Raw genomic sequence first — 18,762 nt, 5'->3', positions numbered from 1 at the left:
GCCGTCACCTCACTCCTCCCGGAAGGCACGCTCATGAGACGCCAGCTCGCCCACGCCTCCATGTCCGCCATAGCAATCGCCCTCGCCGCGACCACCGCCGCGTGCGGCGGGGGCGGGGAGGCCGGGGACGGGGGGACGGACGCCGTGTCGGTGGGCGTGATCCCGATCGTCGACGTCGCGCCCATCTACCTCGGGATCGAGCAGGGGTTCTTCGCGTCCCGCGACATCGAAGTGGAGCTGACCGAGGCGCAGGGCGGGGCCGCGATCGTGCCCGGCGTGGCCGCGCAGGAGTTCGACTTCGGGTTCTCGAACATCACCTCGCTGCTGCTCGCGCAGTCCGCGGGCCTGCCGGTCGAGATCGTCGCGAACGGCGTGGCCTCCACCGGGGTCGCCGGGGAGGACTTCGGGGCCGTCATGGTCCCCGCCGACAGCCCGATCCAGACCCCCGCCGACCTCGCCGCCGCCACCGTCGCGGTCAACACGCTCAACAACATCGGGGACACGACGATCCGCGAGTCGGTGCGCCTCGACGACGGCGACCCGTCCGGCATCGGGTTCACCGAGGTCGCCTTCCCCGACATGCCCGCGCAGCTCAGCGCCGGGAACGTGGACGCGGCGTGGGCCGTGGAGCCCTTCAAGTCCATGATCGAGGCCGAGGGCGGCCGTCCCGTGGCGTGGAACTACGTGGACGCCGCGCCGGACCTCACCGTCGCCGCGTACTTCACCACCTCCCAACTGTCCCAAGAAGACCCGGACCTGGTGCGGCGGTTCTCCGAGGCCATCGCCGAATCGCTGCAGTATGCGACCGACAACCCCGAGGCCGTGCGCGATATCCTGGGGACCTACACCGATATCAGCCCCGACATCCGCGCAGCCCTGACCCTGCCGGCGTTCCCCGCAGAGGTCAACCGCGCATCGGTGGAGCGCCTCGCCGAACTCGGCGAAGCCGACGGCATCTTCGAGAATCCCCCCGACGTGGACGCGCTCCTGCCATGAGTCCCCAGGGTTCCATGAGCTCCGAGCGATTCCACTCACCCAGACCACGCTCGAAAGGGCCCCGGCCGCGTCCAGTCCCACCGCTGTTCCTCGGCGCGGCCGGGGTCGCCGCCGCGCTGCTCGCCGGGCAGCTCCTCCCGCTCACGCCCCTGGTGGACCCCAGGTACTTCCCGACCACGGGCGCGGTCCTCGCCGCGCTCGCCGACGACCTCGCGCGCGCCGAGTTCTGGCGCGCGCTCGGGGACACGCTCGTCGCCTGGGCCGCGGGGCTGGCGATCGCCGTCGCCGCCGGGGCCGCGCTCGGCATCCTCATCGGGTCGCTCCCGCCGGTGCGGGCCGCGACCGCGTCCACGATCGAGTTCCTGCGCCCGATCCCCTCGGTCGCTCTGGTGCCCTTGGCGGTCCTGCTGTTCGGCACCCGCCTGCCCTCGACGCTGCTGCTCGTCGTGTACGCCGCGTTCTGGCAGGTCCTCGTGCAGGTCCTCGCGGGGGTCCGGGACGTGGACCCCGTCGCCGCCGACACCGCGAAGAGCCTGCGGCTCACTCCATGGCAGCGGCTCGCGCACCTCGCCTGGCCCACCGCCCTGCCCTACCTCATGACCGGGGTGCGCCTGGCCGCCACCGTCGCGCTCGTCCTCGCCGTGACCGCCGAGCTCGTCATCGGCTCGCCCGGCCTCGGCCACGAGATCGCCGTCGCCCAGACCTCCGGGGCGGCCGAGCGCATGTACGCGCTCATCCTCGTCGCCGGTGCCCTCGGGGTCGCCGTCAACCTCGGCGTGCGCGCCCTCGAACGCGAGGTGCTCGCCTGGCACCCGTCCGTGCGGGGTGAGGCCCGGTGAGGAGCCTGGTCCGCAAGGCGCTCTTGGCGGTCGGCCTGCCCGCCGTGCTGTTCGCGGCGTGGTGGCTCGCCTCCGCCGGCTCGACGAGCTTCTACTTCCCGCCGCTGTCCGAGATCGTCGCCGAGTTCGGCGAGACGTGGACCGCGGAGCGGTGGCGCGACGACGTGCTGCCCAGCGTCGCGCGCCTGGCCGCCGGGTACGCCGCGTCGTGCGCCGCGGGGGTCGCGCTCGGGCTCCTCATCGGACGCGTCAGGTGGCTGTTCCACGCGACCGAACCGGTCCTGGAGTTCGCGCGGGCCGTGCCGCCGCCGGTGCTCGTGCCCGTCATCATGCTGTTCGCGGGGATCGGCGACGGCATGAAGATCGCCGTGATCGTCTCGGGGTGCCTGTGGCCGGTCCTGCTCAACACCGTCGCCGGGGTCCGCTCCGTCGAGCCGGTGCAGCTCGACACCGCCGCCGCGTACCGCCTGGGCCGCGCCAGGACCCTCACGGCCGTGGTCCTGCCGGGCGCGAGCCCGCGGATCGTCACCGGCATGCGCCAGGCCCTCGCGATCGGGGTGATCCTCATGGTCGTCTCCGAGATGTTCGCCGCGCAGTCCGGGCTCGGGTTCGCGATCGTCCAGTTCCAGCGCAGCTACGCGATCCCCGCGATGTGGAGCGGCATCCTGCTCCTCGGCTGCCTCGGCGCGGCGCTCGCCGCGCTGTTCTCATGTGCAGACCGCGCGGTCCTGCACTGGTACCACCGCCAACGGACCGAGGAGGCCTGAGTGCTCGAAGTCGCCGGGATCGGCAAGGACTACCGCGTGGACGGCGCGGTCCACACCGCCATCGACGCCCTCAGCTTCCATGTGGCCGAAGGGGAGCTGGTCTGCATCGTCGGGCCCTCGGGCTGCGGCAAGACCACGCTGCTGCGCATGTGCGCCGGGCTCCTCGCCCCCACCCGCGGCACCGCCGCCGTGGACGGGCGCGAAGTGGACGGCCCGCCCGAGGGGACCGCCGTCGTCTTCCAGGAGTACGGCCGCAGCCTCTTCCCGTGGATGCGCGTGGGCGCCAACGTGGAACTGCCCCTCAAGCGCCTCGGCCTCACCCGCGCCGAGCGCCGCGACCGCGTGGCCGAGGCCCTGCGCCTGGTCGACCTAGAAGGGAAGGAGCGGGCCTGGCCCTGGCAGCTCTCGGGCGGGATGCAGCAGCGCACCGCCATCGCCCGCGCCGTCGCGTTCCGGCCCCGCCTCCTGCTCATGGACGAGCCGTTCGCCGCCGTCGACGCCCAGACCCGCGCCGACCTCGAAGACCTCATCCGCGACCTGTGGTCGCGCCTGGGCATCACCGTCGTGTTCATCACCCACGACATCGACGAGTCCGTCTACCTCGGCCAGCGCGTCCTCGTCCTCTCCTCGCCGCCCACGACGATGCGTGCCGAGATCCACATCGACCTCGGCCCCGACCGCGACCAGCTGGAGACCCGCTCCGGCCCCGCGTTCGCGAAGCTCCGCGGCCAGGTGTGGGGCGAGATCCAGGCCGCGAAGCGGGACGCATGAGGACCGCGCCGTCGCGAACCTCCGTCGCGGTCATCGGGGCCGGGCCCGCCGGGCTCCTCCTCGCGTACCTCCTGTCCGCCAGAGGGATCGACACGGTCGTCCTGGAGCGGCGCAGCCGCGCCCACTGCGAGTCGCGGGTGCGCGCGGGCGTCCTCGAACAGGGCACCGTCGACACGCTGGTCGCGGCGGGACTGGGGGACCGGATGCTCGCCGAGGGGCAGGTCCACCACGGGATCGAGCTGCGCTTCGGCGGCGAGGGCCACCGGATCGACTTCGCCGACCTCGTGCCCGGCCGGGCGATCACCGTGTACGGGCAGCAGGAGGTCGTCAAGGACCTCATCCGCGCGAACCTCGCCCGCGGCGTCGACCTCCGCTTCGAAGTCGAGGACGTCGCGGTCGGGAGCCTCGCCGACCCCTACCTGACCTTCGGCGGCAAGCGCCTCGACTGCGACTTCATCGCCGGGTGCGACGGCTTCCACGGCGTCTCCCGCGCCTCCGTGCCCGCGAACGACATCGCGGTCTTCGAGAAGACCTACCCGTTCGCGTGGCTCGGCGTCCTCGCCGACGTCGCCCCCTCCGCGCCCGAACTCGTCTACTCCGCCTCCGAGCGCGGCTTCTCCCTGCACTCCATGCGGTCCGAGGCGGTGAGCCGCTTCTACCTCCAGGTCCCGCCCGAGACCCGCCCCGAGGACTGGACGCACGAGGCGATCTGGGCCGAGCTCAAGGCCCGCCACGAGACCGTCCCCGGGTTCACGCTCGCGACCGGGCCGATCACGCAGGTCGACGTGGCCGCGATGCGGTCGTTCGTCGCCGAGCCCATGCGGTTCGGGCGGCTCCTCCTCGCCGGGGACGCCGCGCACATCGTGCCGCCCACGGGAGCGAAGGGCCTCAACCTCGCCGTCGCCGACGTGCGGGTCCTCGCCCGCGCCCTGGGGGAGTACTACCGCACCGGCCGCGAGGACCTCCTCGACGCGTACTCGGCGACCTGCCTCGACCGGGTCTGGCGCGCCCAGCACTTCTCGTGGTGGATGACGACCCTGCTGCACCGCTTCGAGGCCGACCCGTACGACCGGCGGCTCCAGCGCTCGCACCTCGCGTACGTGGCGCGCTCCCGCGCGCAGGCGACGGCCCTCGCGGAGAACTACACCGGCCTGCCGTATGCCGACTTACCGAGGGATGTCCAGTGCGAAGTGGACGGTCTCGAACGGCTCCTCGCGGGCGTCCCGGGCCTCGTTGACCGCCAGGCGCTCGTCGAACAGGACCGTGCCGCGCCGCGACCAGAACTCGACCGCGCCCGGCGTGCGCGCGTCGGTGTGCAGGTACACGCCCGTGTACCGGTCCCGCGAGGCCACGAACGCCAGGCACGCGCCGACCATCGCGCCCGCCAGCCCGCGGCGGCGGTGCTCGGGGCGCACGTACACCCGGTACAGGCTCGCCGTGCGGCCCTCCTCGAACCGTGACGCGACCTCCGCCGGGTGCGGCGGCGACACCGGCGTCTGGCCCCGCACCCCCGCGGTCGCCACGACCCGCCCCTCCCGCTCGGCGACGAACAGCGCGTTGTCCTCCGGCGCGAGGTAGTACGCCTCCAGGTCGATGATGTCGGAGTGCCATCGCGGCAGGTAGCCGTGCCCGAAGTCCCGGTACACCGTGTCGAGCATCACCGACCGGGCCTGCGCGAGGTCCGAGCGGTCTGCTTGGCGCAGAACGTAACCAGAGACATCCAGGGCTTCGCTCGCGGTTGCGGTACTCGACATGTGTGCCATTATTGCACCCGATTTGCAATAAGAAGACATTCGCGAGAAGAGACGAGGCCCACTCCGATGCCGCTGACCAGGCGCACCCTGCTCGCCGCCTCCGCACCCCTGGCGCTGGCCGCCGCCGGGTGCTTCGCCGACGACGGGTCCGGCCCCGCCCGGCTCGTCCTCGCCAACGCCCTCACCCCCGCCGCCGGGCTCTCCCCGCACTCCGAGGACGCGTTCCTCCTCGCCCGCTGGTCCGTCGCCGAGACCCTCCTCGCCCTCGGCGACGACGGCCTGCCCGTCGCATTCCTCGCCACCGCCTGGGCCCAGCACCCCGACGGCGCCTGGGACCTCACCCTCCGCGAGGGCGTGCGCTTCCACGACGGGACCGCCCTCGACGCCGCCGCCGCGGCCGCCGCGCTCAACGCCGCCGCCACCGCACCGGCCCCGCCCCGCGTCGTGGACGGCCTCGGCCTCACCGCCGAGCCCACCGGCGACCTCACCCTGCGCGTCGCCACCGCCGCCCCCGACCCCGTGCTCCCGCAGCGCCTCTCCAGCCCCCAGCTCGCGATCCTCGCCCCCGCCGCCTACACCGGCGGCGCCGTCGACCCCGCCGGCTTCGCGACCGGCCCCTACGCGATCACCGAGTCCACCGCCACCGGCGTCGAACTCGCGCGCCACGACGACTACTGGGGCGAGCCCGCCGCCATGGACGGCTACCGCGCCGACTACGTCCCCGACGCCGCCACCCGCGTCGCCGCCCTCCGCTCCGGCGAAGCCCACGTCATCGAGGCCGTCCCCTACGCGCAGATCGCCACTCTCGACGACACCCGCCTCCAGGACGCCCCCACCGGCCGCACCGTCAGCCTCTACCTCAACACCGCCGCCGGCCCCCTCGCCGACCCGGCCCTGCGCGCCGCCGTCGCCGCCGCGGTCGACCCCGCCCCGATCACCGACGACATCTACGAAGGCCGCGCCGACGCCCCCGAAGGGCTCTTCGGCCCCGCCCTCGCCTGGGCCGCCGACCACCGCCCCCACACCCTCCCCGAACCCGCCGCCCCCGGCGGCCAGGCCCTCGCGCTCGCCACCTACTCCAACCGCGCCGAACTCCCCGAGGCCCTCACCGTCATCGCCGCCCAGCTCGAAGCCGCCGGGTTCACCGTCACCACCGAGGTCCGCGAGTACAACGACATCGAACCCGACATGCTCGCCGGGGCCTACGACGCGTTCCTCATGTCCCGCTCCGTCGTCCAGGACTCCGGCGACGCCTACACCTACCTCGCCTCCGACTTCGCCTCCACCGGCGGCTTCAACGTCTCCCAGCTGACCGACCCGGACGTGGACGCGGCCGTCGCCGCCGTCGCCGCCGCCCCCGACGGCACGACCGACCCCGCCGAAGCCGCCGCACTGCGCCAAAGCGCCGTCCTCGACGCCGAAGCCGCCGTCCTCGCCACCGTCGCCGTCGTCCCCGTCGCCCACGAACGGCTCGTCACCGGCGTCGCCCAAGGCGTCACCGACGTCGCCGCCGACCCCCGCGAACGCCGCATCATCACCGCCGCGACCGCGATCGACCAGGACGGGCACCGGTGACACACCCGCAAGGCCGACGACATGGCGACCGGGTGAACGGGACGAACGGCGGCCGCCCGGACCCGCAGGACGGGGCCTGAACCGTGGCGCTCCTGCGCGGCCTGCTCACCCGCCTCGCGGTCCTCGCGGCCGTGCTCGCCGCCGTCGGCCTCCTCCCCTGGCTCGCCGCCCGCGACCCCGCCCTCACCGTCCTGCGCGCCCGCTACCCCGGACGCGAGGCCACCGAGACCGCCCTCGCCTCCGTCCGCGCCGACCTCGGCCTCGACGCCGGGCCCCTCGCGATCCTCCGCGACCGGTTCACCGGCCTCGCCCGCGGCGACCTCGGCACCTCCTGGGTCAGCGGCGAACCCGTCTCCGCCACCGTCCTCCCCGCCCTCGGGACCTCCCTCACCGTCATGGCCGCCGCGTACGCCGTCGTCCTCGCCATCGCCTGCGCCGCAAGCCTCCCCGCCCTCACCCGCGCCGCCGAAGGACGCCCCGCGCGCACCGGCGGCATCGCCGTCGCCGGACTCGCCGCCCTCCCCGAGTTCCTCGTCGCCGCCCTCGGCGTCGCCCTCTTCGCCGCCTGGCTCGGCCTCCTCCCCGCCTACGGCTTCACCGGACCCGAGCACCTCGTGCTCCCCGCGCTCGCCATGGGCCTGTCCGGCGGCGGCGTCCTCGCCCGCCTCGCCCGCGACGCGATCGGCGCCGTCGGCCGCGAAGACTGGGTCCGCCAGTGGCGCACCGCCGGATACCGCCGCAGCCGCATCGTCCGCGGCCTCGTCCGCCGCGCCCTCCCCCCGCTCCTCCCGCAGCTCGCGATCATCGCCGTCTCCATCACCGGCGCGGCCGTCGCCGTCGAGACCGTCTTCGCCGTCCCCGGCCTCGGCCGCGCCGCCCTCGCCGCCGCCGACGCCCAGGACCTCCCCGTCCTCCAAGCCTGCCTGCTGCTCCTCGTCGGCCTCGGCTTCACCGCGGGCCTCCTCGCCCGCCTCGCCGCGAACCGCCTCGCCGTCACCGACACCGACGCCCCCGCCGCCCCGCCCCAGACCGGCACCCGCCGCACCGCCCTCGTCTGGATCGCCTGCACCGCAACGCCACTGCTCCTCGCCCTCGCCTACGGCCTCGCCCGCACCGGCGCCATCGCCCCCGGCGACCGCCTCGCCGCCCCCGCCGCCGCGCACTGGCTCGGCACCGACGAACTCGGCCGCGACGTCCTCGCCCGCCTCGGCCAAGGGACACTGTGGACCGTCGGCGCGGCGGCCGCCGCGTGCGCCCTCTCCTACGCGATCGCGCTGGCCCTCGGCCTCGCGCCGCGCCTCGCCCACCCGCTCGCCGAAGCCTGCAACTCCTTCCCCGTCGCCATCGCGGGCATCCTCGTCGTCGTCCTCCTCGGCCGCGGCCAGACCGGCGCCGTCCTCGCCGTCACCGCCGTCTCCTGGCCCCCGCTCGCCGCCCACGCCGCCTCCCTCACCGCCCAGGCCCGCGCCGCCGGGCACCGCGAGGCCCGACTCGCCCTCGGCCCCTCCCGCGCGTGGATGCTCCGGCGCCACACGCTCCCGCTCGTCGCCGGGCCCCTCGCCTCCCACGCGGGACTGCGCCTGCCCGGCATGGCCCTCGGCATCGCGTCCCTCGGCTTCCTCGGCCTCGGCGCGGGCCCCGACTCGCCCGAATGGGGCGCCAGCCTCGCCCGCTCCCTGCCCTACCTCGAACGCGCCCCGCTCGCGGCCCTCGCCCCCGCCGCCGCGATGATCGCCATGACCCTCGCCGTCATGGCCGCCGTCTCGCTCCCGCGCCGCCGCCGACCCCGGACGGCGAAACGCCCCGCCGCACCGCGACGGGGCGTTCCGGTACCGCCCGACTAGACCCAGGCGCGCGGGGAATGGACGCCGACCACCGTGCCTCCAGGCGTCGCCACGCCCGCCACGCGCAGCCCCGGGACGTCCATCGGCTCGGCCGCCACCGTCCCTCCCAGCTCGACCGCCTTGGCGCACAAGGCATCAGCGTCGGCCACCATGACCATGACGCTCCACTGCGGAGGCATCGACTTCTCGAAGCCCTCGGCCGCATGGCAGCCGCCGAACTCCACGTCGCCCCCGCGCGGCGACAGCGCCGCGTACGGCGTCGGGTTCGCCGGGTCCTCCCACGGCGGCGTCACCGCCTCCCACCCCAGCAGGTCCACGTAGAACCGCATCGCGTCGGCGGGCGCGCCGTCGACGTGGTACTCCGCCCACGCGATCGAGCCCGTCTCGCCCCACACGCCGAATCCCGTCGAAGGGTCCAAGGGCTCCACCAGCCCGAACGAGGCCCCGTTCGGGTCCCGTAGCATCGCGAAGCGCAGCATCCCGCCGACGCTCTCTGGCCCGGCGTCGACCGCCGCCCCCAAGCTGCGGGCCCTGCCGACCGCCTCGTCGCAGTCCGCGACCCGGTAGTGCAGGTTCCAGATCCGGGACGGCACCGCCCCGGGCGGGCACGGCATGATCCCCATGACCGGCCGCGGCGGCGCGTCCGGCGCCGCGCCCGGCAGGGAGAAGGTGGTGTAGTCGCCGAAGTCCGGGCCCGCGTTCTCGGACGTCCAGCCGAACAGGCCCTCGTAGAACGCGGTGTCGCCCGCCAGGTCGGCGGTCAGGGAGTCCGACCAGATCGGTGCTCCGAGCGGGATCGATGGCATGGCGGGCTGCTCCTTCGCAGAGAGGACGTGACCGTCCCACCGTCGCACGAAGGACCGACACGCGAGCGCGATTCGGCTACTCCCGCGAGGACATGACCGTGAAGTACGCGCCCGTCGGCGACGCCAGCACCGCCATCCGCCCGCCCGGGTCGTCCACCGGCGCCACCACCACCGCCCCGCCCAGGTCCACGGCCTTCGCCGCCGTCAGGTCCACCGAGTCCGTCCCGAAGCACACCGTCCAGTGCGGCTTCATCTTCAGCTCAGGCCCCAGCGCCATGCGCGCCCCGCCGAACTCCGCCTTCTTCGACAGCACCCGCCCCTCGCGGGTCCGCAGGCCCACGTACGGCGCGTCGTGCCCCGGCTCGACCCCGTCCGGCGCGTGCAGCGACCAGTTCAGCAGCTCCGAGTAGAACTGCATGGCCGCCACCGGAGCGCCGTCGTACACGTACTCCAGCCACACGATCGCGCCCGGCTCGTCCCGCGCCGTGAACCCGACCTTCTCGCTCAACGGCTCGAACAGCCCGAACGCGCCCCCGTCCGGGTCCTTCAGCGCCGCGTACACCAGGTCGTCCCCGACCCGGATCGGATTCGACGTGATCTGCGCGCCCAGCTTCTCCGCATCCGCCGCCGCCCGCACGCAGTCCCCGACGTGGAACGCCACGCCCCACGCCGAGCCCCGGTCGCCCGAGGCCGCCTCGGCGATCCCGGCCACCGCCCGCGCCTCCGAGACCGTCGTCCCCAGGCACAGCTCCGTGTAGTGCCCGAACTGCTCGCCCGAGTCGAACGCGGCCCAGTTGAACAGCCGCATGTAGAAGTCGACGTCCCCGGCCAGGTCCGGCGTCACGGCGTCGGCCCAGATCGGGGCGCCCAGAGGAATCGAGGTCGGCATGGCGTGCCCTCCCGTCGCGGGGTCGGTGGCCTCCAGCCTCCCAAACCGGTGCGGGACTGGCAAGAGGCGGCGGCCCCGGGGGTTGCCCGGTGCCGCCGCCCCCGAAACAAGTCAGCGCTGGCGCTGCTCGCGCAGCAGGTCGCGGATCTCCTGGAGCAGCACGACCTCGGCCGCCTCCAGCTCCTCGGTGAGCTCGTTCTTGGGGCCGAACCGCTCCATGAGCCTGTTCATCGGGTACACGACCACGAAGTACACGGCCACCGCGGTCAGGAAGAACACGAGGATGCCGTTGAGGAACACGCCGTACGGGAACTCGACGCCGTTGACGGTGAAGCTGCCGCCGACCTCGCCGCCGCCGGTGACGAGCTTGATGAGCGGGTTGAGGAAGGCGTCGCCGAACGAGCCGACGAGTGCCGTCAGGGCCGCGCCCATGACGACCGCGACGGCCAGTTCGATCACATTGCCGCGCATCAGGAACTCTTTGAAACCTTTGATCATGCCCTGATCCTCGCATCCGGGCCGGTCCCGGCCGCGGTCGTGGTCCGCGGTGTCGCTGTGACCGACGCGATATCACCCGTGCGGGAACACGCGGGCGCCCGCGTTGGTTGGACCCGGCATGCGACCGTGCCGCGGCGCGACCGGCCCGCGGCGCATCGAGAGAGGCAGAACAGCCATGGGCGACATCACCATCGGCGGCGACCTGACCGTCGACCGGCTCGGCTACGGCGCGATGCGCCTGTCCGGCGACCCCGGGATCTTCACGCCGCCGAAGGACCGGGCCGCGGCCGTCGCGGTCCTGCGCCGCGCCGTCGAACTCGGCGTGAACTTCATCGACACCGCCGACTCCTACGCCCTCGGCGACAACGAGTCGCTCATCGCCGAGGCCCTCCACCCGTACGCCGACGGCGTCGTCATCGCCACCAAGGGCGGCAACACCCGCCCCTCGGCCGACGAGTGGGTCCCCTTCGGGCAGCCCGCCTACATCCGCCAGCAGGCCGAACTCTCCCTGCGGCGCTTGAACGCCGAGACCATCGACCTGTACCAGATCCACCGCCTCGACCCGGCCCTGCCGATCGCCGACCAGATCGCCACGGTCGCCGACCTCCAGCGCGAGGGCAAGATCCGGCACATCGGCCTCTCCGAGGTCACCGTGGAGCAGCTCAAGGAGGCCCAGGCGGTCGCCCCGATCGCCAGCGTCCAGAACCTCTACAACCTCATCAACCGCCAGAGCGAGGCGGTCCTGGAGTACACCGCCGAGCAGGGCATCGCGTTCATCCCGTGGTTCCCGATCGCCGCGGGCGAGCACGCGGGCCCCGACGGGCCCGTCGGCAAGGTCGCCGCCGAGGTCGGCGCGACCCCCGCGCAGACCGCGCTCGCGTGGCTCCTGCGCCGCTCCGACAACATCGTGCCGATCCCCGGCACCAGCTCGATCGCGCACCTGGAAGAGAACGTCGCCGCCCGCGAGGTGGTCCTCACCGACGCCCAGTACGCGGTGCTCGACGGCCTCGCCTCGGCCTAGACCGCAAGCGCCCGAACGGGTCCGCGCCTCCGGGCGCGGGCCCTTCCGCGTCCTACGGGTTGAGCGGGGCGATGCGGAACCGCTCGAACTCGGCGGTCGGCCCGTCCTCGTTCCCGAACGCGATCGTGTTGCGCCCCTGCACGAGGTCCACGATCACCGGGTACGTCCAGAAGTCGTTCCACGTCCACGTGCCGCGCATCGGGTACCGCCCCGCGGGCTTGCCGTTGACGACCAGGTCGCAGTGGCGCGTGACGATGTCGGCCCCGGCCTGGCGGCCCTCGGCGCGCTCGCCGTTCGCGTAGGACACCAGCAGCGCGTGCGGCCCGGCGGCCGCCTCGAACGCGATGGCCGCGCCCGCGCCGCGCCCGTTCCACCCGATCACGTGCCCGCGGTGCGCGAAGTCGTTGACGATCAGGCACGACCCGCCCGAGCGGACCGCCTCCGCGGCGTCCACGTCCACGAGCGCAGGCCCCTCCGCGGGCTCGACGTCGAGCCGCTCGGCCGCGGCCCGGAGCCGGTTGACGCCCGCGTGCAGGAACACCGGCCGCGTCAGGTCCACCGGCACGCACTGGTTCTGCGGCCCCAGCAGCACGCCCTGCTCCGCCCCGGCGAACCGGTGGTACCGGTCCTCGGCGGCGTACACGTCGAACACCGGGTCCTCGCCCGGGGCCTCGTGCCGGGCGAAGGCCCCGTCGTAGGAGCAGCGGACGGGCCGGCGCTCGACCAGGTCGATCTTGTCGAGCGCGACCTCGCCGCGGGCGGTCCCGATCGCCCCGGACTTCGACAGCTCCACCGTGTTCTCGCCCTCGCGCAGCCGCACCGGCACGTGCACGACCGACCGGTGCTGCCAGTTCATCGTCGAGGGGTAGTCCACGAACCGCTCCGCGCCGTTGACGGCCAGGACCTGCTGCGCGGGCTGCGGCTCGGTCGCCTCGGCCCCGCGCCCGTACATGTGGGAGTAGAACACCGCGAGGTCGTACTCGCCCTCCGCGGGCGCCTCCACCGTGAACGTCACGGCCGAGTCGTTCATGTTCAGGCCGCTCACGTCGTACTCGCCCGACGCGGCGAACCCGTCGCCCTCCCCGGGGTGGCCCTGCCGGGCGACCTCGCCGGAGGTGATCCGCGCGTGCTCGGCCTCCCACGTGCCGCGCCACGGCGCGGCCGGCACCGGCCCGCTGGCCCCCGGGGCCAGCGTGATCCAGTACGCGGCCATCCGGTCGGCCCGCGGCACCGGCACGTCGAGGCGGCCCGGCGGTCCGGTGACCCGGCTCAGCGCCACGGGCGGGCCCGCGGCCCCCTCGTACCCGGTCCAGTCGATGCGATGCACCGTGGCCGTCACGACCGGCCCCCACGCCGCCGGGTCCAGGCCCCGCACCGCCACGGTGAAGTCCCCGTCGCACCCGCCCGCCAGGACCTGCGCGGTCCCGCGCTCGGCGTCGATGCTCGCGATGCCCTGCAACGTGTCCGGGGTGTCCGGCCGCGGCGGCGTCACCTTCACCGTGGTCCCGGTCATCCCCGAGTACGCCTTGAGCAGCCACCACGCGCCGCTGGGGACGTTCGTCTGCGGCGCGGCCCCCGAGTAGCCGCCCGAGGCGGTCCAGAACGCCATGTCCGCGTGGACCTTCGCGTCCTCGAACAGCGCCGCCCACTGCACGAGCTGCCCGGGCACCGACAGGTCCCGGTTGTTCGCGTACTCGTCGATGTTCACCGGCCGCGCGTCGATCCCCAGCTCGCGCTCCAGCTCCCGGTACGCGGCGTGGTGCCCGCGGAAGTCCGCGAGGGACTTCGGCGACAGCTCGTGCCAGGCCGTCCACTCCGGGAGCGTCCCGGTGTCGCGGGCGCGGCGCAGGAAGTGCCGCAGGAACTCGCCGTGGTAGTACGCCTCGTTCGGGCCCGCGAGCGGCACGCCCGGGGCCAGTCGCCGCAGCAGCCGCACCGTGGTCGTCCAGTCGGCCATGAACCTGTCGAACCGGGCCGGGTCGTTCTCCTTGAGCGCGTACCAGATCCAGTCGGGCTCATTGAACGGCACGAACACCAGGCGGCCCTCGTTCGCCTCCGTGAGCATCGGCGGCACGACCGCGCACAGCCGCTCGTGGTACACGTCGATCCCGACGTCCTCGTACGGCCACTTGGCGAACAGGTCCTGGAGGTACACGAACGCGACGCCCGCCCGCCCCCGCGGCCTCCCGTTGCGCCGCAGCACCGCGACCGCGCCGGACGCGTCCCCGCCGGGGTGCTGCGCGCCCCCGTCCGGCTTCACCGCGAGCGTGGTCAGGTCGAGCGCGTCCAGCAGCTCGTCGCCGGGCACGCCGTCCTCGGCGACGCCGTACAGGGAGCCGGTGGCCCCGTGCAGGACCGGGCCCGTGGGGGAGGAGAAGTCGGCCGCGAGCACGGCCGCCGGTGGTACAGGACCGGGCGGCCCCGCCGGCGGAACGGAGGGGACGGGGTTCATGAGCTGGGCCTTTCGGGGTTCTGCGGGTCGCGCCTCCACGGGGTCAGGAAGACGGCGGCCCCGAGGTCTCGCGGACGATGAGCTCGGGCTCGGGCCAGCCCGGCACGGGCCGCGGGATCGAGCCGTCCACGCGGTGGCGCAGCAGCTCGAACGCGCCGCGCCCGACGCTCTCGAAGTCCTGGTTGACGGTGGTCAGCGCGGGGGTCGTGAAGCCCGAGAACGGGGTGTTGTCGAAGCCCACCACCGACAGGTCGCCGGGGATCGAGCGGCCCGCGAGGTGCGCCGCGCGCATCGTCGCCAGCGCCAGGTGGTCGTTGCCGCACAGGATCGCGGTGACCTCCGGGTCGGCCACGAGCGGCTGCACGGCCTTGAACGCCTCGGCGATCGTCCACCCCGAGGGCACCGGCTCGGGCACGGTGCGCCCGGCCTCGCGCAGGACCCGCGCCCAGCCCTCGGCCCGGTGGGCCTTCCCGCCGCCGAACGTGCCGGTGGACGTGGGGATCGCCAGGTGGTGGACCGTGGCGTGGCCCAGGTCCAGGAGGTACCTGGTCGCCTCGGCCGCGGCCTTGCCGTCGTCCATGCCGACCAGCCACGGCGAGGCCGCGAGCTCCTCGGCCGTGTAGGGGCCGATCGCGACCATCGCGTGGGGCTGCTGGTCGAGCAGGACCTGCTTGGCGCGCATGCCGGGTTCGTCGTGCGCCATGATGATGGTCGGCTCGCCCGCGCGCGGCAGGCGCGCGATGATGTCGGCGTCGGAGTGGGTGTCGGCGGGGTCGAGGACCGAGATCTGCACGCTCCAGTCGAGGGCCCGCGCGGCCTTCTCGATCCCGCGCAGCGCGGCCTCGGGCCCGTAGAGGGAGGTGTCGGCGGTGAGGACCGTGACCGACTCGGCGGCCCCGCCCGCGAGGGAGCGCGCGAGCCGGTTGGGCCGGTAGCCGAGCTCCGCGATGGCCTCCAGGACCTTGTCGCGGGTGGCGGCCGCGACCCTGGGGGAGCCGTTGACGACCCGGGAGACGGTCTGGTGCGAGACGCCGGCCAGCCGCGCCACGTCCCAGATACTGGCTGCCTTCTTCGGTTGCGCCATCGCTGCCGTCGCTTTCCATGTTTCGTTCGCGCGCACGCCTTCCGGGGCGCCGCGGGCGCCCCGGTCCCCTACGACGATACGCCGCCCGGTGTGAACGTTCACCTATCTGTCGGTCCACAGACATTAGAGCACAGTTCCGTAACGGAGCGGTCATGCCGAAGTCACGGTTCATTCGAGCCCATCAATGCCCTCAAAAGCCGCATCAGCCCCGTCAGTGCCCCTGGCCCCGCCGAAATCGCGGCCTGTGAGGGTGAGTTCACACACTCGAAATCTTTGGCGACAGCTTCTTAACACGCAGGCCGGGGTCGCGTAACACGTCACGGTGAAGCTGGCTTCACTCCGGTAGGTAGGAGCGTCACGCGCCGGTCGCAAGGCCGGCGCGTGACAACCGCTCCCGAGCACCGTCGCTCCCCCTCAACGCCGGAACCTACTCAGCCCGATGCAACTACCTATTGGAGAGGAGGCGGCACGCCCATGGAGGAGCTCAACACCGGCAACACTGCCTGGATTCTCGCCTCAGCCGCCCTGGTCCTGCTCATGACCCCCGCCCTGGCGCTGTTCTACGGCGGTCTCACCCGCGCCAAGAGCGTCATCAACATGATGATGAAGTGCCTCGTCGCGATCGGCATCGTCTCGGTCGTCTGGATCCTCGTCGGCGAGTCCATCGCCGTGGGCGAGGGCACCACCCCGTTCTTCGGCTCGTTCACCTCCCTGTTCGGCACCCCCGACGCCATCGACCAGGTCGTCGGCCTCAACGGCGTGCCCAGCGCCGTCTGGACCGCGTTCGGCATGATGTTCGCGATCATCACCGTCGCACTCATCGCGGGCGCCGTCGCCGACCGCATGAAGTTCTCCGCGTGGGTCATCTTCGCGACCGCGTGGGTCGTCCTCGTGTACTGCCCGGTCGCGTACTGGGTGTGGAACTCGGGCGGCTGGATCAAGGAGTGGGGCGTCCTCGACTTCGCCGGCGGGACCGCGGTCCACGTCAACGCCGGCGCCGCCGCGCTCGGCCTCGCGATCGTGGTCGGCCGCCGCATCGGCTGGAAGGACGGCAACTTCGCGCCGCACAACCTGCCGCTCGTCCTCCTCGGCGCGGGCCTGCTGTGGTTCGGCTGGTTCGGCTTCAACGCCGGCTCGGCCTTCGCCGCCGACGGCTTCGCGGGCCTGGCCTTCCTGAACACCCAGGTCGCGACCGCCGCCGCCGTCCTCGCCTGGCTCCTGGTGGACCGCATCCGCGGCATCAAGCCCTCGATCATCGGCGGCTGCTCCGGCGTCGTCGCGGGCCTGGTCGCCATCACCCCGGCCGCGGGCCTCGTGAGCCCCCTCGGCGCGGTCGCCATCGGCGCCGTCGCCGGCGTCATCTGCCCCTTCGCGATCGGCCTGAAGCACAAGCTCGGCTTCGACGACGCGCTCGACGTGGTCGGCCTCCACATGGTCGCCGGCTACTGGGGCTCGATCTCCCTCGGCCTGTTCGCGGTCGAAGAGGCCGCGGGCGTCAACGGCCTGTTCTACGGCGGCGACGCCAGCCTCCTCGGCAAGCAGACCGCCGCCACCGGCGTGGTCCTCGTGTACTCGGCGCTCGTGGCCTTCGTCATCGGCCTGATCCTCAAGTACACGATCGGCATCCGCATCAGCGAGGAGGAGGAGCTGGCCGGCATCGACGCCTCCGAGCACGGCGAGGCCGGATACGACCTCCCCGTCAACGGCAACACCAGCGTCGACGCCCCCGTCGCCGCAGGAGAGCCCGAGAAGGTCAGCGCCTAGCACCCGCTTCAACCCACCGCTGAGGACGGCCGCCCCCGCCACGGGGCGGCCGTCCCCTTTTTCGCGCCCCGGCGCGCGCCCCGTTAAGCTCGTAGGAGTCCAGCCAACCCACCGAGAGGTCGTCAGCCCGTGTTCGACGCATTGTCAGATCGACTGTCGGGAATCTTCGAGTCGATCCGCGGCAAGGGCCGCCTGACCGATGCCGACATCGACGCCACCGCCCGCGAGATCCGCCTCGCGCTCCTTGAGGCCGACGTCGCCCTCCCGGTGGTCAAGACCTTCATCGCCCAGATCAAGGAGCGCTGCAAGGGCGCGGAGGTCTCCAAGGCCCTCAACCCCGCCCAGCAGATCGTCAAGGTCGTCAACGAGGAGCTCGTCGCGATCCTCGGCGGCGAGACCCGGCGCATCAACTACGCGAAGCAGCCCCCCACGGTCATCATGCTCGCGGGCCTCCAGGGCGCGGGCAAGACCACCCTCGCCGGGAAGCTCGCCAAGTGGCTCAAGGGCGACGGGCACTCCCCGCTCCTGGTCGCCGCCGACCTCCAGCGGCCCAACGCCGTCGGCCAGCTCCAGGTCCTCGCCGAGCGCGCCGGCGTCGCCGCCTACGCGCCCGAGCCCGGCTCCGGCGTCGGCGACCCCGTCAAGGTCGCCACCGACTCGATCGCCGAGGCCAGGCAGCGCGGCCACGACGTCGTCATCGTCGACACCGCCGGACGCCTCGGCATCGACGAGGAGATGATGCAGCAGGCCCGCGACATCCGCGACGCCGTCAGCCCCGACGAGGTCCTCTTCGTCATCGACGCCATGGTCGGCCAGGACGCCGTCAACACCGCCGAGGCCTTCCGCGACGGCGTCGGCGTCACCGGCGTGGTCCTCTCCAAGCTCGACGGCGACGCCCGCGGCGGCGCGGCCCTGTCGGTCCGCCACGTCACCGGCCGCCCCATCCTCTTCGCGTCCACCGGCGAGAAGCTGGAGGACTTCGACGTCTTCCACCCCGACCGGATGTCCTCGCGCATCCTCGGCATGGGCGACATGCTCACCCTCATCGAGCAGGCCGAGGCCGTCTTCGAGGAGAAGCAGAAGGAGGAGTACACCGAGAAGCTCCTCAAGGGCGAGGACTTCACGCTGGAGGACTTCCTCGACCAGATGCAGGCCATCCGCAAGATGGGCCCCATCGGCAACCTGCTCAAGATGATGCCCGGCATGGGCCAGATGAAGCAGCAGATCGACTCGATCGACGACAAGCAGATCGACCGCACGACCGCGATCATCCGCTCCATGACCCCCGCCGAGCGCCGCGACTCCGCCCTCATCAACGGCTCCCGCCGCCTGCGCATCGCCAACGGCTCGGGCGTCACCGTCTCCGAGGTAAACCAGCTCCTCGCCCGGTTCAAGGAGGCGCAGAAGATGATGCGCCAGATGAGCGGCGCCATGGGCGTGCCCACCGGCAAGGCCACCAAGTCGCCGTACACCAAGCGCAAGGGCAAGAAGGGCGCCAAGAAGAAGGTCGTCCGCCGCGGCGGCCCCGCCGCCGCCCAGCAGCAGCAGGCCCCGCAGCTCCCCGCGGGCCTGGGCGGCCAGATGCCGGACCTGAGCCAGTTCAACGCGGCCGACCTGCCCGACATCGACCTGGAGCAGTTTTTGAAGCAGCAGGGCCCCAAGGACAAGGACAAGTAGCGTCCCCGCCGCGGGCCCCGGTGCT

At 73.3% G+C, this 18,762-nt stretch carries 15 protein-coding genes and 1 pseudogene; 10 read left to right on the top strand and 6 right to left on the bottom strand.

All coding sequences use genetic code 11. The features are described from left to right. The first annotated feature begins 33 nt into the window (after window positions 1-33). From ACFFXY_RS21265 to ACFFXY_RS21245, 5 genes and pseudogenes are all read left to right on the top strand, one after another. Window positions 34-996 (top strand): ABC transporter substrate-binding protein, encoded by a 963-nt coding sequence (locus tag ACFFXY_RS21265; protein ID WP_382355231.1) that lies wholly within the window; start codon window positions 34-36, stop codon window positions 994-996. Between the two features lie 14 nt (window positions 997-1,010). Then, the gene (locus ACFFXY_RS21260; protein WP_382355228.1) at window positions 1,011-1,835 is read left to right on the top strand and encodes an ABC transporter permease; all 825 of its coding nucleotides are present in this window, start codon (window positions 1,011-1,013) and stop codon (window positions 1,833-1,835) included. After that, the gene (locus ACFFXY_RS21255) at window positions 1,832-2,602 is read left to right on the top strand and encodes an ABC transporter permease (RefSeq protein ID WP_382355225.1); all 771 of its coding nucleotides are present in this window, start codon (window positions 1,832-1,834) and stop codon (window positions 2,600-2,602) included. The genes ACFFXY_RS21260 and ACFFXY_RS21255 overlap by 4 nt, the downstream gene beginning before the upstream one ends. Next, window positions 2,603-3,373 carry an ABC transporter ATP-binding protein gene (locus tag ACFFXY_RS21250; protein ID WP_382355222.1) on the top strand — a complete coding sequence of 257 codons (771 nt, stop codon included), beginning with the start codon at window positions 2,603-2,605 and terminating at the stop codon, window positions 3,371-3,373. Beyond that, a pseudogene (locus ACFFXY_RS21245) lies at window positions 3,370-4,539 on the top strand (4-hydroxybenzoate 3-monooxygenase); the annotation flags it as partial. The gene ACFFXY_RS21250 and the pseudogene ACFFXY_RS21245, both read left to right, overlap by 4 nt. On the opposite strand, the gene ACFFXY_RS21240 reads toward ACFFXY_RS21245, so the two are convergent. Further along, window positions 4,540-5,031: a GNAT family N-acetyltransferase gene (locus ACFFXY_RS21240; RefSeq protein WP_382355573.1), complete on the bottom strand. Its 492-nt coding sequence runs from the start codon at window positions 5,029-5,031 to the stop codon at window positions 4,540-4,542. A 162-nt stretch (window positions 5,032-5,193) separates the two neighbouring features. Between ACFFXY_RS21240 and ACFFXY_RS21235 the strand changes: the two genes are divergently transcribed. After that, window positions 5,194-6,702, top strand: coding sequence for an ABC transporter substrate-binding protein (locus ACFFXY_RS21235; protein WP_382355219.1), 1,509 nt, complete (start codon window positions 5,194-5,196; stop codon window positions 6,700-6,702). An 83-nt stretch (window positions 6,703-6,785) separates the two neighbouring features. Further along, window positions 6,786-8,546 (top strand): ABC transporter permease subunit, encoded by a 1,761-nt coding sequence (locus ACFFXY_RS21230; RefSeq protein WP_382355216.1) that lies wholly within the window; start codon window positions 6,786-6,788, stop codon window positions 8,544-8,546. Here the strand turns inward: ACFFXY_RS21230 and ACFFXY_RS21225 are convergent. From ACFFXY_RS21225 to mscL, 3 genes are all read right to left on the bottom strand, one after another. Then, entirely contained in the window at window positions 8,543-9,352 is an 810-nt protein-coding gene (locus ACFFXY_RS21225; protein WP_382355213.1) for a VOC family protein, read from the bottom strand. The genes ACFFXY_RS21230 and ACFFXY_RS21225 overlap by 4 nt on opposite strands. Before the next feature lie 76 nt (window positions 9,353-9,428). Beyond that, a complete protein-coding gene (locus ACFFXY_RS21220; protein WP_382355210.1) occupies window positions 9,429-10,241 on the bottom strand; it encodes a VOC family protein in 813 nt (270 codons plus the stop codon). A 111-nt stretch (window positions 10,242-10,352) separates the two neighbouring features. After that, window positions 10,353-10,739 (bottom strand): large conductance mechanosensitive channel protein MscL, encoded by a 387-nt coding sequence (gene mscL / locus ACFFXY_RS21215; protein ID WP_382355207.1) that lies wholly within the window; start codon window positions 10,737-10,739, stop codon window positions 10,353-10,355. A 175-nt stretch (window positions 10,740-10,914) separates the two neighbouring features. On the opposite strand from mscL, the gene ACFFXY_RS21210 reads away from it, so the two are divergent. After that, window positions 10,915-11,760, top strand: a complete 846-nt coding sequence (locus ACFFXY_RS21210; protein ID WP_382355204.1) for an aldo/keto reductase — start codon at window positions 10,915-10,917, stop codon at window positions 11,758-11,760. Window positions 11,761-11,812: 52 nt separating this feature from the next. Here ACFFXY_RS21210 and ACFFXY_RS21205 read toward each other — a convergent pair whose 3' ends face one another. Together ACFFXY_RS21205 and ACFFXY_RS21200 are read right to left on the bottom strand one after the other, a co-directional pair. Next, window positions 11,813-14,152 (bottom strand): carbohydrate-binding protein, encoded by a 2,340-nt coding sequence (locus tag ACFFXY_RS21205; protein ID WP_382355201.1) that lies wholly within the window; start codon window positions 14,150-14,152, stop codon window positions 11,813-11,815. Window positions 14,153-14,255: 103 nt separating this feature from the next. Beyond that, window positions 14,256-15,260, bottom strand: coding sequence for a LacI family DNA-binding transcriptional regulator (locus ACFFXY_RS21200; protein ID WP_382355199.1), 1,005 nt, complete (start codon window positions 15,258-15,260; stop codon window positions 14,256-14,258). 510 nt (window positions 15,261-15,770) lie between these two features. Between ACFFXY_RS21200 and ACFFXY_RS21195 the strand changes: the two genes are divergently transcribed. Next, entirely contained in the window at window positions 15,771-17,060 is a 1,290-nt protein-coding gene (locus ACFFXY_RS21195) for an ammonium transporter (protein ID WP_382355196.1), read from the top strand. A 129-nt stretch (window positions 17,061-17,189) separates the two neighbouring features. After that, a complete protein-coding gene (gene ffh, locus ACFFXY_RS21190; RefSeq protein WP_382355193.1) occupies window positions 17,190-18,737 on the top strand; it encodes a signal recognition particle protein in 1,548 nt (515 codons plus the stop codon). Window positions 18,738-18,762: the final 25 nt, after the last annotated feature.

It is taken from the genome of Glycomyces mayteni, assembly GCF_042428885.1.
GTDB classification, from domain to species: domain Bacteria; phylum Actinomycetota; class Actinomycetes; order Mycobacteriales; family Micromonosporaceae; genus Glycomyces; species Glycomyces mayteni.
Note: the sequence above shows the minus strand (reverse complement) of the source record. Positions and strands in the feature narration are given on the sequence as shown.

Excerpts from the sequence above, each read along its gene's own strand:
- ACFFXY_RS21265 (WP_382355231.1), top strand. The coding sequence starts at position 34 with ATGAGACGCCAGCTCGCCCACGCCTCCATGTCCGCCATAGCAATCGCC.
- ACFFXY_RS21260 (WP_382355228.1), top strand. The coding sequence starts at position 1,011 with ATGAGCTCCGAGCGATTCCACTCACCCAGACCACGCTCGAAAGGGCCC.
- ACFFXY_RS21240 (WP_382355573.1), bottom strand. The coding sequence starts at position 5,031 with ATGCTCGACACGGTGTACCGGGACTTCGGGCACGGCTACCTGCCGCGA.
- ACFFXY_RS21235 (WP_382355219.1), top strand. The coding sequence starts at position 5,194 with ATGCCGCTGACCAGGCGCACCCTGCTCGCCGCCTCCGCACCCCTGGCG.
- ACFFXY_RS21225 (WP_382355213.1), bottom strand. The coding sequence starts at position 9,352 with ATGCCATCGATCCCGCTCGGAGCACCGATCTGGTCGGACTCCCTGACC.
- ACFFXY_RS21220 (WP_382355210.1), bottom strand. The coding sequence starts at position 10,241 with ATGCCGACCTCGATTCCTCTGGGCGCCCCGATCTGGGCCGACGCCGTG.
- mscL (WP_382355207.1), bottom strand. The coding sequence starts at position 10,739 with ATGATCAAAGGTTTCAAAGAGTTCCTGATGCGCGGCAATGTGATCGAA.
- ACFFXY_RS21210 (WP_382355204.1), top strand. The coding sequence starts at position 10,915 with ATGGGCGACATCACCATCGGCGGCGACCTGACCGTCGACCGGCTCGGC.
- ACFFXY_RS21195 (WP_382355196.1), top strand. The coding sequence starts at position 15,771 with ATGGAGGAGCTCAACACCGGCAACACTGCCTGGATTCTCGCCTCAGCC.